This is a genomic window from Psychrobacter sp. NG27 (assembly GCF_016106655.1).
In the GTDB taxonomy this organism is placed as follows: Bacteria; Pseudomonadota; Gammaproteobacteria; order Pseudomonadales; family Moraxellaceae; genus Psychrobacter.
Window position 1 is genome coordinate 94253 of sequence record NZ_JADGIN010000007.1, and the last position, 14269, is coordinate 108521.

At 44.1% G+C, this 14269-nt stretch carries 10 protein-coding genes; 3 read left to right on the top strand and 7 right to left on the bottom strand.

Going from position 1 to position 14269, the window contains the following annotated elements; genetic code table 11:
- Positions 1 to 184: 184 nt before the first annotated feature.
- The 6 genes from IP485_RS11300 to IP485_RS11325 all read right to left on the bottom strand — a co-directional run bounded on the left by IP485_RS11300 (position 185) and on the right by IP485_RS11325 (position 7773).
- The gene (locus IP485_RS11300) at positions 185 to 2263 is read right to left on the bottom strand and encodes a flotillin family protein (protein WP_198327293.1); all 2079 of its coding nucleotides are present in this window, start codon (positions 2261 to 2263) and stop codon (positions 185 to 187) included.
- A 459-nt stretch (positions 2264 to 2722) separates the two neighbouring features.
- Positions 2723 to 3373, bottom strand: coding sequence for a hypothetical protein (locus tag IP485_RS11305; protein ID WP_198327294.1), 651 nt, complete (start codon positions 3371 to 3373; stop codon positions 2723 to 2725).
- 107 nt (positions 3374 to 3480) lie between these two features.
- On the bottom strand, positions 3481 to 4473 hold the full coding sequence (locus IP485_RS11310; RefSeq protein WP_198327295.1) for a PD40 domain-containing protein: 993 nt from the start codon (positions 4471 to 4473) through the stop codon (positions 3481 to 3483).
- A 161-nt stretch (positions 4474 to 4634) separates the two neighbouring features.
- Positions 4635 to 5123 carry an META domain-containing protein gene (locus tag IP485_RS11315; RefSeq protein WP_198327296.1) on the bottom strand — a complete coding sequence of 163 codons (489 nt, stop codon included), beginning with the start codon at positions 5121 to 5123 and terminating at the stop codon, positions 4635 to 4637.
- A gap of 416 nt (positions 5124 to 5539) precedes the next feature.
- Positions 5540 to 6637, bottom strand: a complete 1098-nt coding sequence (locus IP485_RS11320; RefSeq protein ID WP_198327297.1) for a lipase secretion chaperone — start codon at positions 6635 to 6637, stop codon at positions 5540 to 5542.
- A gap of 59 nt (positions 6638 to 6696) precedes the next feature.
- Entirely contained in the window at positions 6697 to 7773 is a 1077-nt protein-coding gene (locus tag IP485_RS11325; protein WP_198327298.1) for an esterase/lipase family protein, read from the bottom strand.
- Positions 7774 to 8083: 310 nt separating this feature from the next.
- On the opposite strand from IP485_RS11325, the gene map reads away from it, so the two are divergent.
- Together map and glnD are read left to right on the top strand one after the other, a co-directional pair.
- Positions 8084 to 8875 (top strand): type I methionyl aminopeptidase, encoded by a 792-nt coding sequence (map, locus tag IP485_RS11330; RefSeq protein WP_198327299.1) that lies wholly within the window; start codon positions 8084 to 8086, stop codon positions 8873 to 8875.
- A 281-nt stretch (positions 8876 to 9156) separates the two neighbouring features.
- On the top strand, positions 9157 to 11913 hold the full coding sequence (glnD, locus tag IP485_RS11335) for a [protein-PII] uridylyltransferase (protein ID WP_198327300.1): 2757 nt from the start codon (positions 9157 to 9159) through the stop codon (positions 11911 to 11913).
- 21 nt (positions 11914 to 11934) lie between these two features.
- Here the strand turns inward: glnD and IP485_RS11340 are convergent, their stop codons facing one another.
- Entirely contained in the window at positions 11935 to 12606 is a 672-nt protein-coding gene (locus IP485_RS11340; RefSeq protein WP_198327301.1) for a hypothetical protein, read from the bottom strand.
- Between the two features lie 249 nt (positions 12607 to 12855).
- On the opposite strand from IP485_RS11340, the gene dapC reads away from it, so the two are divergent.
- A complete protein-coding gene (gene dapC, locus IP485_RS11345; RefSeq protein WP_198327302.1) occupies positions 12856 to 14121 on the top strand; it encodes a succinyldiaminopimelate transaminase in 1266 nt (421 codons plus the stop codon).
- Positions 14122 to 14269: the final 148 nt, after the last annotated feature.

The window sequence follows — 14269 nt, forward strand, 5'->3', positions numbered from 1 at the left end:
ACTGCTATTTTTTTAGATTAGCCAACTCATCATGATTCGTCGTTCTGAATCACCCTGAGTTAGCCAAAAAAATCTGCCGCCTACACGACAGATTTTTTATTTTAGAGAATATTACTTATTCATACTAAATGATAAAAACTTGCTTGCTAATACTTGCGCATTAAGACTAGGCCTTTAGACCCTATTAATAAGTCGTTTTATCATCATTTTTTTGGTTTGATTTCATGGCTTGACTGGCCATCACACCATTGATGATACCGCTCAATGTATCTGACTTACCCGCTAGGCCATCGATGGCTTTACCGATAGACAGTGATTTAGCAAAGTTGTCAAAGAAATGCGCTTCGCCGCCAACAATATCGATTTTGGCTTTCTGTAACGCAACTGCCAATACTTCAGCATTTTCTTTGGCGATTTCTTTACCAGCGTCAATCGATGCCAATGCTTCTTGCAAGGCTGTCTCAAGACTCATGCGGAACTCTTCGTGCTCACGTGCTTCTTTGCTCATGCTACCCATGGCATTGAATTTCTCGACCAGACCATCTGCTTCGGCTTGGAAATGTGCGCGAGTAACTTCGGCTTTTGCCAATCCAACTTCGCGTTCTGCTTTGGCATTTGACTCACCGCGAGCCGCGATGACCTGAGCATCTGCCATACCTTTTTCACGCTCGGCTCTGGCGGTAGATTCACCGCGAGCGGCGATGATTTCTGCATCGACCATACCGATATCACGCTCAGCTTTTGCCTTAGATTCGCCACGAGCCGCGATAACCTCAGCATCTGCCATGCCTTTTTCACGATCTGATTGCGCTTCAGCTTGTCCAGTCGCTTTGATAACATTGGCTTTCGCAATGCCTTCTTTCTCCAGAGAAGCCGCTTTGACTTCTTGAATAGCTGCTTCAGCGAAGCCATGTGCTGACTCTTCTGCTTTGGTACCTTCGGCCATTTTAATCTTGGCTTCTGAATCTTTAGCAGATGCTTCAAGATTGGCGGCAGCCAATGTGGTGATTTCGACGGCTTTGTGCTTGGCAGAAAGCTCTTCTGCTTCGGCTTTTTTCACCTGACGTACTTTGATTTCTTCCGCATCGGCTTCTGCTGCTAGGACGCGTGTTTGCTTAGAACGCTCAGCCTCGCTAATTTCGCGGACTTCTTTGATACGCTCTTCTTCTTGCGCAACGGTTTTGTCCACTGCGATACGTTCACGAATGACGTTGGCAATTTCTTTTTTCTCAAGCTCAATCGCACGTTCGGCTTCGATACGTTGCAAGTCAACTTCACGCTCACGGGAGACAATTTCTAAATCACGAGCACGCGTCACTTTTTCTTCTTCGATGACGACTGCACGCAGGCGATTTTGACCTGCTACTTCGATTTCACGCTGCTGATTCTCACGTTGAATGGCCAAATCCTGCTCAACCGAAATAACGGCAGTTTCAGACTTTTTACGTTCTTCTTCTTCAATCTTGCGGGTTTCAGCCGTTTCACGGGCAATCACTGACGAGATTTCACGTTGCTGTTTGGCTTCAGCATCGGCTTGCTGACGCTCTAGCTCTAGCATCGCCTCTCTGGTTTCGACATTCTTTTTCTTAACGGCCAGCTCTTCGTCACGCTCAAGCTCATTGGTGATGACGTTCTGAAAGGCCGTTAATTGAGTAATCTTTTTGATACCTTCAGCATCTAAGATATTACTTGAATCTAATGATGCTTTTGGCGTTTGCTCCAAATAATCAATTGCCACATCTTCTAAGACATAGCCATTCAGATCGTTACCAATTTCTTGAACGATACTGTCACGGAACTCGCTGCGGTTTTCAAACAGTTTGACGAAATCAATCTGCTTGCCAACTGTTTTTAATGCTTCAGAGAACTTGGCATTAAACAGCTCGTTGACAGCAACTTTATCTGACGCACGCTCTACCCCAACCGATTTGGCGACTTTTAGCACATCCTCTTCGGTTTCATTGACGCGTAAATAAAATGCCACGGTGATATCAGCACGCATGTTGTCTGCGCAAATCAAACCTTCTTTACCGCGTCTGTCCACTTCTAACGTGATAAGCGAGATTCTCATCAACTCTTTTTTGTTGATGACTGGCCAAACAAAACCACCATCAAAACGTACGGCAATTTTACTCACACCGTTGATAATGAGTGCTTTGCCCTGCTCGACCTTAAAGTAAAAGGCCTTGAGCATCAGTAGTGCGACCATCATAAAAACAAACGACAGCACTACAACCACGCCGACGATAATGAGTGTGTCCATATCCATTCCTTTAATTAAAACATTCCATAATCAATTCTATATAAATCAGATATGCTATCAGGCCTGTTAAATTTACTGTTTATAGCACCTTTTATAGCACGTGTGCTTTATAGCCCTATCACGCACCATTCTTATATCCGAATTATCTTGAATCGACTATAACCAAATTTAAAACCGTTTAAATCATTGCTAAAAATATTATGCCTAAACCAGAGATTCTTCTAAAATCTCTGACTAAATCGCTGTTTATTCTATGAGTTATTCTGTGCTAAAAGCGATAATGATGTGCTGAAAATAACGATGGCGAATCATCGTGACTAAATTACTTACTAGTGGCTAAATTATTTATATAGTCGATTCAATTTAAAAGTAGTACAAGGCAACCGAGTGTAGATGTATATCAAATACTTCAAGCGAGGTTAACGCAGTAACACTTTTATAGTGGAGTGACTATAGTGGTTATTTATCTTTTACAGGGGTTACGCGATAGGTATTGGCTGCCTCTAAATACTCTACCAACATCACTCGATCGCCTTGTTTCAGCGAGCCATCATTGATGTCTGAACGAATTTTGAGTATCAATCCTGCACCGCCATCATTCAATTCCACTTCGCCGTGTTTGTCCGTGACACTAAGGGTACGCACAACCGCGATTTTGCCGATATTGCTAGCAGCATTGCGTCTAGGTATTTTGGCTATTTTGTTGCGGATGGGAGAGATGATGATGCCTGTCAGCCACATGGAGATGACCAATACAAAGATTAGCGCTCCGGTGCCGAATAGGTAATATAAGATGCCTGAATCAAAATTTTGATGTAAAAAACTGGTATAGAAGTAACTTAACAACCAACCAATCAAACTGATTAAGCTAAGAATCACGATAAGCGGCACGCCATACAGACCGAATTTGAGCAGCAGACCTGACACAAAACCTGATGAGGTCAAGTCAGCCCCCTCGCCACTTGCATCGCCAATATCTACCGCATCCATATCTACCATACCAAGTAGAGAAACCATCCAATACAAGGCCACAAACATCACCAATCCTGTAAATACTATCGTCGGGTACAAGCTGATTTTGGTGATGAATATCAAAAACGACTCTTGCATTACGTATTTTCTCCTTTTAACCATCTAAAAATTAAGGTGTTAGAATCAACTTATGTTTCTTTATTAATCATATAGACATCTTACCCTATAATACATAGGTTTCGCCATTAGCGCCCCCAAACGGGAGAACGCACCACGCTATTACTCTGACCGCTGATGGCATAGCTTGTGTTACCCGAAAGCGAGTATATAACCAAGCTTCCACCATTTTGGCCGCCCACTTGCGACAATTTTGTCGGATAGACAGCATAGTTACCAGAGGGAGATAAGCGCGCTGGCTCATCGAGTCCCGTCTCTGCCAGATTGGTGACTTGTCCCGTACTCAGGGTCATAACGGCTGCCTTTCGACCATTTAGGTAGGCCATACGCTGACCATCTGTACTGAGTTGAGGACTCGCGACATAGCCACTAGTCGGCATAGGCGTCGCATTGCCAGTGGCAAAGCTATAGCGATAAATACGTGGACGTCCAGCACGAACTTTATCACTGGTATAGACAAAGCTGTTGCCATCGGGCGCATAGCTTGGCTGTACCTCAGTGCTGGGCAGTGTCGTCAGTTGCCTCGTATCTCCATCACTCAGACGCATCTCATAGATATCAGCATTGCCGCCGACCGTCGAGCTATAGAGCAGACTTTGGCCATTCGGTGAAAATGATGCCGACATATTACTGCCTTCAGCATTTACCACCAGATTGCGCGTATTACTGCTCTTATCATAAAGATAAATTTTGGGATGTTGGCGCGCGGATTGTTTGCTATAGGCGAGCCATTGCCCATCAGCTGACCATGCGGGCGCGTAGATATAACCCTTTAGCTGATCAATCAACTGACGATCACTGCCATCAGGACGAATGCTATAAAGTGTCGAGACTTTGGCCGCGCCAAACCCTTGCTCCTCGACATAAGCGATGTACCCTTGGCGATCAATCATAGGCATTCGAGCTGTTAGCGGATTGGTATCGACTGTATTTTTTAGTTTTTTTATTGGCGTACCAGATAGTGTCTGACAGCCAGTGAGCACCGTAGCTATCGCTATCGTCATAGCGCCTGTTGCTGTGCGCCTATTCATGGCTAGTTTTGACATAACTGTTTTAAACATAACGTGATATCCAATAGAACCTGATGATAAAATTATTACAGAACCATTACTCTAGTGTAGCGTAAACTGCATCAAACGTTGGATAAAAAAAGACCCCACTTATTAGTGAGGCCTTGTTAATTCTGAATGGAATGTCTAAATTACTTCCATTTAGCACATAATTATTTAGAAACGGCTTTAAAGTAAGCCACTTGGTTATCATTCTTGATGGTCAGAATAGGTACGTTTTTGGCATTTTTACTGAGGCTATATTTACCTTGTACAGTTGCCGTGGCGGCTGTATCAAAACTGGCTTGCGGCTCAGGACACGCCATCATAGTACTGATGCCGTTTTTGATTTGCACATCGCCGTTGACAACACTGTATCCAGCACTCATGTTGTTGCAGGTGTTCATAAATGCCATGTAATCTCTGCCATTATCACTCATGAAATTGAGCGTTAACGGCTTGGCTGGGTCAAAAAATAGCTGAGTAATCTGATCGCCATTGCTGCGTTTGGCATCAACCAGCTGCCAGTTATATGCTTGCAGCACATCTGAAGTGATTGGTTGACTGACAGGCGCAGGTAAATTGGCTGTCGTCTGGCAACCAGCAGCAAGTGCACCAACTGCAAAAGTAACTGCCATCATGACTGTTTTCATATTTTTCATATCAATTCCTCGCTTTATTAGACCTAAAATTTTCACTAAGTCTGAGAGCTGGATATTAATACCAGACCTCAAGTTTAGTGAAAATTTTGATTTATTATGATTTGTTTATTGTCTTGTGCATTGTTTTACACAATAGCGATATTTTGGATGACTGACAGTCAGGTGTCATTATGAATTGGGTAATTACTTCGAGGAGGTTGTGTTCTACTTTGCAAATATAGACCTACTGGATCTTGCCAACAATCAGGTTACCTGCTAACCGTTTTATCTACTGATGCTTACCAACAACGCTGTTCCTAGAACTCTTATCATTAATAGCATTGGTGGTATTGGTTGTCAGGGTAATTGTTGTCTGATAAAGAATACGTAAAGCGAGCACTACCTATCTGTGTTGACAATTGATTATGGCGTACTGACTACTTTTGTTGTTGCAGTGCAGCATAGCCGTCTAAACGCTTGCGCTCAGTATCGTCAAACAACTGCTGCTCAAGCTGATTTATCTGAATTTTTGCTTGAGCTGGATCTACATTCTGACTTAATAAACGCTGTTTTTGGGTTTCATATTGGCTAAAGCGTTGCTCAAAGTTGGCGTCTTCTCTGTCTACTTGCGCCAGTCTCTCGGCGGCTGGTGCACCCACTAGCTCTCGGCGCATATTGTATAGTGCTTCGGGCGTCGCGCCACTAGCTTTCATCTGTTCGGTACGTGTCATGAGCTCACCCAGATTGGCTTGCTGCATGATATTGGTTTTGGTAGCACTATCTGGTAGGCGGCTTACATAGTCTTGCCTAGCGGCTTGTTTTTGTACATCAGACATTTGAGTGTTTTGGTTGATTCTGACCATCTCTATACTATAGTCATCATAGTCGTCCCCTGCCCCAAAGAATGCAGTGATGGTTGGTTTGTCAAAATACTGCTGACGTAGATTGGCCACATCCCTCTTTTGTTGAGTGACTGTATTTAAATCTAGCTCACCACTTTTGGTCGCTTGTAGTTGCAGATTGCCATAACGTTTTTCTATCTCTGGCAGTGCTTTGAGATAGGCCACATATTGATTAAATATAGCGACCGCTTGGCTGGCGGCAGGTTCTGGCGTGTGAAGACGAATATAACTCTCAACACGCGCAAATATAACGGCTTCGTCCTCCTCTCCTAATGCTGATAAAAAATAATCGAATAAACGCCGCAGACCTTCGGTGACGACCAACTGTTTGTTTTCATCAATGATGATCTCACCATCGATTTGCGTACCCTTTAATGAACGCGGCAAACGCTCCAACCCGGTGACAAATGCAGACTGATTTTGGTTAGCAGTGGTTTGTACCATTTGACCATCATCCAGTCTAGTTGACTGACTACTATCAGCCTCACTAGCGAGAGCGTTAGATACTGGCTGCGCTGGCGTGATAGGTGAACTGTCAGGCTTGAACCACATAATCACCGCCGCAGCTACCGCTATGATGACCACAGCGATGATAGCGATTGGTAGATAGGCTGGGCGGCGATTATTAGACATAAATGAGGGTTCTTTTTATCAGTCCGTTTAAAGGCTTATATTTTTGAGAACTTGCGCTATTAAAGGTTAGCGTTTTTGAGACGATTGACCTGAGTACGATAGATAGATTTTGGCTCAGACTCGCCCCATGCGGTCAGACCTAACACTTGATCGGCGGAGTCTAAATGGTTCATTCTATAGTCATCACGAATCACATAACCCAGACGACTTGAGCAAGCAGATACCAATCCATCATTCGACTCACCGGCGAACGGTACACCAGTTGCTGCTAATAGATAATCACTAGGATCAAGGGCGCTGGTTATTTGTCCAACACCACTGAACGAGTAGTATTTAATGCCATTGGCGGCCGTACTGGTCGGTTGACCACAGTAGTTTTTTGGCATGGCAGCAGGGAATTTGGCATTGAACTTAGCTGCGCCACTGGTCGATAGTGCCACGAGTGCTTGCCAGCCATCTTGCTGTTGTATTTGATTAAAACTGATGCCCGAACCAATATCAGTAAAGCCACCAATTAAATTAAACACACCCGAGACGAGCTGTGTGGTGACGTTTGATGGGGTACCTGTAGTATTGTTTGGCTCGAGGGTGTTTTTGACAAAATCTGCGGTTTTTGACCCTTGTTCTGGGCTTGAGACTGCCGTGACAGAGGCCACGTATTTTGGCGCGACGCCAGCGACATAGCGAATGTCTATACCTCCTTGGCTATGTCCAAATAAATTGACTTTAGGCTTACCAGAAACAGCAGAGATGGTTTTGACTTGCTGTAACAGCTGCTCTCCGCGAACCTCACTGTTATTGACAGCTGAGGTTTTGGTGGTATATACCTCTGATCCGCCTTTCATCAACTCTTGAGGAATGCCGTTGAAATAATCAATGACCCCAAACAGCTTAGTGAAGCCGCCAAGCCCATGAGCCATAACCACTGGATACTGAGTTTTGGTATAACTAGACGTGAAGTACTTGCTGTCAACTAGCGTACAACCATTGGCATTAGCACAGTTATAGTATTGGCCTGCTGCTTGGGCTGATGCGGTTTGCAGTGTCATCAAAAGAACACCAGTACCGATTGACCCCAGTATTGGCAAAAAAGCGCGTGGCTTGAGCTTGGCACGAACGTACGAAGAAAGTGTCATAACAACATCCTTGTTATCATTAATGTGGGTTATCTTTACCTCTCAAATACGACAGCAGAAGCGGCAAAGATTGCTGCTAATCCCTTTAGCAGGCAAAATTACATTACTTATATCTTCTGTAACATTCAACCCATTTATTAAAATATGAATATATTGGCGTGACCAGAGGGTCATGCCCCTACTTTTGTGCTGTAAAGCAATTATTATCAATCATAGTGATAGATTTACCATCATTCAATCCAGAACTGTCATCCATCCATTTATGGTATAATCTGCCCATATTAAACCCATAAATATAAGACAGAAAACGATGACTAAAAAATCTCTTATCCAGTCAGCCGACGCCATAGAAAAAATGCGTGTTGCCGGTAAACTTGCTAGCGATTTGCTGGTAATGTTAGACGAGCACGTTAAAGTGGGCGTCAGCACCGAAGCATTGAATCAAATTGCTCATGACTATATTGTCAATGTACAAGGTGCTATCCCAGCGCCACTTAATTACAATGGTTTCCCAAAATCAATCTGCACCTCGGTCAATCATGTGGTTTGTCATGGTATCCCAAGTGAAAAGAAACTGCTAAAAGATGGTGACATCATTAATATCGATGTGACGGTTATCAAAGATGGCTATTATGGCGATACCTCAAAAATGTGGATCGTGGGCAATGGCTCCATTATGGCAAAGCGTATATGTAAAGTGGCACAAGATGCCCTCTATGCTGGCATGAGTGTTGTCAAAGATGGCGCACGCCTAGGCGATGTAGGTGCTGCGATTCAAGAAGTGGTCGAGCCTGAGCGTTTCAGTATCGTTCGTGAGTTCTGTGGACATGGTATCAGTAATGAATTCCATCACGAGCCACAAGTCATGCACTATGGCAAAAGAGGCACAGGGTTCGAGCTAAAAACAGGTATGACATTCACCATCGAGCCCATGATTAATGAAGGTAAATGGCAGACCAAAATCTTACCTGATGAATGGACGGCGATTACCAAAGACCGTAAACTGTCTGCGCAGTGGGAGCACACCATGGTCGTCACAGACAATGGCTGTGAGGTGTTTACTGCCCGCCCTGAAGAAGATTTAAGTTTTTTGACACAGTAACATCATAAGAGATCGCTTAGGCGGTCTTTTTTTTGGCCAATAATTCAGGCATATTGAGTATTGTGCTGACAGACTTTTTGTCTTTATACTCTAAGGTATGTCCTCAACCTGATTACCGAGTTACTTACTAAGTTGTTTACTTAGCTACTTAATAAGCTACTGAATGATATATTTACTGCTGCTTTTCGCAGGCTACCAATCATCATACTGATCGCCACAGGTTTTTCAGCAAATGTTTCAGCTGGCCTCCTCTATTTCTAAATTTTAACGGGATAACGCTCATGTTTAATTCTGATGGCGCTTCTATCGATTTAACGCCTTTACCTCTGTTAGCAGACGAGACAACAAACGATACGTCCTTGTCACCAACCCAAAATGCGACAGAAAAGATGCTGCTTGGAATTCCTGAATGGCTGGCACAAATCAATGAGGATATCAGCCGATTACTTGAACGCGGCACCAATATCCGTCAACTGGTAAGCGCTCGTGCCTCTGCGATTGACAGCTTATTGATTGCATTGTTTAAATGGTTTGAATTGGATAAGACTGATTTGGCATTCTTTGCCACTGGTGGCTACGGTCGCGGTGAGTTGTCTCTATATTCAGACATCGATATTTTATTGCTCTCTCCTGATGAAATAGGTGCTGATGCCAGTAGCAAGATTGACAAGTTGGTCGCCTTGTTATGGGATATTGGTCTTGAGCCTGCTCTCTCTGTGCGTAGCATTGATGATGCGCTAGAGGCGGCGCTTGACCATACTATTGCCAGTGCCCAGTTAGAGGCGCGACTGCTCATTGGTAATGAAGCACTACAAGACATGCCTATTCAAATCGTCAATAAACTGTGGTCGCCGCGCGCGTTTTTTGATGTAAAGATGCAAGAGTCCAAAGCGCGTTATTTACAGCACAATGCCACAGAATATAATCTTGAGCCAAACATAAAGACCGCGCCTGGTGGCCTACGTGATATCCACATCATCGGCTGGGTGACCAAACGTTACTTTCGGGTGGGTAAACTCTATGATTTGGTACAACAGAACTTTTTGACTGAAAAAGAGTTCGATGAGCTCAGTTTTTCAGAAGGTTATTTATGGCAAATACGTCATTACTTGCATGTACTGACCGGCCGTAACGAAAACAAGCTGTTGTTTGATTATCAACGTGAGATTGCACAGCTAATGGGCTATGAGACCCAGCCAGATGATCAGCCTAACGCTGCGGTCGAGCGCTTTATGCGCGATTACTACCGCTGTGCCATGCAGATATCGACGCTGTCTGAGATGCTGACCAATCACTACTATGAGACCATCATAGAGCCGCAACTGCCTGATGATGAACGTCCAAAAAAACAGCCCATCAATGCGCGATTCAATCGGATTGGCAATCAGATTGCCATCGCCCATCATCGAGTGTTTGCGCAGCACCCTGACGCCATTTTAGAGATGTTTTTGTTGATGGGTCAGCATGGCATCGACAAGGTTCGCACACATACGCTACGTGCGCTCAAAATTGCGGCACGAGGCATCGATCAGGTTTATAGAGACAATCCTGCTCATAAGACGTTATTTTTGGCCAATTTAAAAGAGCAAAACTATCTGTTTCATCGATTGCGTACCATGAATCGCTACGGGGTATTGGGCAATTATGTGCCTGCTTTTGCGCAAGTCACGGGCCTCATGCAATATGATTTGTTTCATCGCTATACGGTCGACGCCCATACGTTGTTTTTGATTCGGATTTTGCACCGCTTTACTGATCCGATGTTTTGTGACGAATTCCCATTGGTCAGCTCCATCTTTCAGCGTATCGAGCGTAAAGAGATTTTAGTATTGGCGGCCATGTTCCATGATATCGCCAAAGGTCGGGGCGGCGATCATAGTCAACTTGGGCAAATAGAATCAATTGAGTTTTGCTTATCACATGGCATGAGTTTGGCAGATGCCAATTTGGTCGGCTGGCTGACCCGCTACCATCTACTGATGTCCATCACTGCCCAGAAAAAAGACATCTCAGATCCTGAAGTAGTGACTATCTTTGCCGATCTTATCGGTAACGTGACCCACCTAAACCATCTCTATGTACTGACCGTGGCTGATATGAACGCCACCAATCCACAGCTTTGGAATAGCTGGCGGGCGACGCTCATGAAACAATTGTATTCGCAGACCCGTCGTATCTTGCGCGCTGATATCGATGCGCCGACCAATCGCCAAGATATGATCATTGCCACCCGCACGCAAGCGCAAGCGATGCTAGATAATGTCAATAACCAGCACATGAACCGTGATGAGGTATTGCGGCTGTGGGATGACTTAGGCGATGAGTATTTTTTGCGTGAGATTCCAGAAGACATTTTATGGCACACTGAGGCCATTCTTAATCACCCACCGATTGGTCTCGCCTCTAACGCCGATAGCCCGCCGCTGGTCGTACTACGCGAGCATCGTGAGCTGGCACTAGATGCGGTACAGGTCTTTGTCTATACCCAAGATCAGATAAATCTGTTTGCAGTCACCATGGCGGTGTTTGATCAGATGAATCTAGATGTTTTGGATGCGCGTATTATCACGGCCACTCGTGATTTTGCCTTGGACTCTTATGTATTATTAGATCCTAGTGGTACATTATTGGTCGATGAAGACAGTCAGCATGAGCTTAAACAACGCCTGATTAATGCCTTCAAAGATCCTACTGTACTCAAACTCACCAACAAACGGATGCCGCGTCAGCTCAGACACTTTGAAGTGACAACGGTGATTAATTTTGAGTTCAATGATGCATCAGATCAGCATATCCTGAGCTTAGAGACACTCGATCAACCCGGCCTATTGGCAAGGGTAGGTCAAGTGTTTTTACAAGAACAAATCGAGGTGCATGCGGCTCGCATTACCACGCTAGGTGAGCGCGCAGAAGATATGTTTTATATCAGTGATCAAAACGATGAGCCGTTGTCCGCAGACAGACTTGAAGCCTTAAAATCAGCCTTGATGGACAGTCTCACTACAAAGAGAGAAAATAACGTGGTTTATAGCTATTAATTGACTTTATAAGAGCACGTTTTATAGCGTGCTCTTATAAAATATTTCATCAGCGTGTTCGTTGAGATCACCATCAGCAAGCTCTGGCGGCAAAACGCCCATTTCTAGCGGTTGATCTCCTATTATCAAGCGTCCAGCATCAACTTCTTTTTGTAACAAACACTGCAAACTCGCCAAATGAAGCTGACCACCAAGATAATCATCTAACTGCTCTAGAGAGATAGGAGATTTAGCATGTACATCCGGATAAAGGCTGTCTTCCGCCAAAATAACCATCTCATTAAGCATCTCTTCGCTCATTAACTCATCGTTTTCTATTTTGCGTTGTAGCTGATTTTCGAGCCGACCTTTGGCTGCGAGCATACCGATAAAAAATGCAGTTTGTAAAACAAATAAGGCAACGTATTGCCATAATGGTAGCGATATATTCAAAAAATTATTAAGTAGCATTAGCACCATGGCCACAACCACGTAACCCACCAGTTGCCACAATAACCACATAAACAGACTGTTGTCACCGTACCAGAACATTTTCTTTTCTTGACGCTCTATTAGCTGTTGGCGCGCTTGCCACCAGCACTGTTCACGCTCTTTTAGTAGTTTATATAGGTCTGCACGCTGCAAACCTTCATCGAGATTTTGATTACTGATATCTTTAGCGATGAGACCATCATTGTTTAGCACACTAGACATATCAATTTATCCTCAGAACACTCTACCGATAATACTGGCAGTCACTCTTTATATTGTTATTAGTTATGAACCACGAAAATTTTTAAGTGTTGTGCTGCGGGCTGTCGTACAATTAATCGTTCAAGCCCGACACAGTTTTCATCATGATATAAGAAGAAAAAGACAAAAAATTAGAGAAGTGCTACACTGCTCTAATGTAAATTTTCTTTATAACTTTATTATTAATTGTCTATTATAGTTACCGAACTTATGAATCACAACTTAAAGCATCTACACCCATATCCCTTTGCAAAGATGGCTACTTTACTGGCCGATAGTAAGCCTGCTAATGGTTACAGTGAAATAAAACTGGGTATTGGTGAACCAAAACATGAGCCGCCTGCATTTGTGCTGGACGTACTACATGAAAACTTGGACAAAATAAGTCGTTATCCGACGACCAACGGCTTGTTTGAGCTGCGTCAGACCATTGCACATTGGTTAGAGAAGCGGTTTTTTCTCAATCATGTCGATGCCAACTCCCAAGTAATACCAGTTATGGGCACACGCGAAGCCATTTTTAGCTTGGTGCAAGCAGTCGTCGATCATAGTCCTGCGAGTATCGAAGAGGCAGATACATCAGCCACATTGTCTGACGTTTCTCATCAAGACCCTCTAGCTCCTCAAGACCCTCTCATAGTGATGCCCAACCCTTTTTATCAAATATATGAAGGGGCGGCGATATTGGCACAAGCAACGCCTTACTTCGTTCCTTGTACACAGGATAATGAGTTTAAGGGTGATTATCGTGCAGTCCCAAAAGAGGTGTGGGCACGCACGCAGCTTTTGTTTGTCTGTAGCCCAAACAACCCCACAGGCTCGGTTATGACAATGGATGACTGGGAGTATCTGATTCGCTTATCAGACCAGTACGGTTTTATCATTGCCAGCGACGAGTGCTATAGCGAGCTGTATTTTGATACAGCACCGATTGGCTTGCTACAGGCCTGCGCGACACTCGGTCGTCGTGACTTTAAAAACTGTATTGTGTTCCACTCTTTATCCAAACGCTCCAACTTACCAGGTTTACGCTCTGGGTTTGTGGCAGGTGATGCTCAGATTTTGCAATCCTATTTACAGTATCGTACGTATCAAGGCTGTGCGATGCCGATACCGCATCAGCTCGCCTCTATCGCAGCGTGGCAAGATGAAAAACATGTGGCGCTCAACCGCGCACTGTATAAAGAAAAATTCGCTTTATGGATGTCTGAGCTGGGTCAGTTATTGGATCTGCGTATGCCAGATGCTGGGTTTTACTTTTGGATTAAAGTTCCTGAGCAGTTTGATGGCGATGATGAGACTTTTGTTAAAGCACTGTATGAGCAGGCCAATATCCATGCACTAGCAGGACGCTATTTGTCACGTGAGGTCGATGACGAAAACCCAGGCAAAGGTTATGTGCGTATTGCGTTGGTCGCAAGCGTTGATGAAAGCCGAGAAGCCATAAGCCGTATTAAAAAATTGCTAGGCGCATAAATAGACGTTTAGCGTTCAAATAAAAGCTTAGTCCTAATCAATACAGCAACCTCTAACAACCTTATGCAAGCAAAGGTTATTAGAGGTTTTTTGCGTTAATGACTGTTGTCTTATTTAGGGGCTTTTGTCTGAATAGTGCTATAGTAAA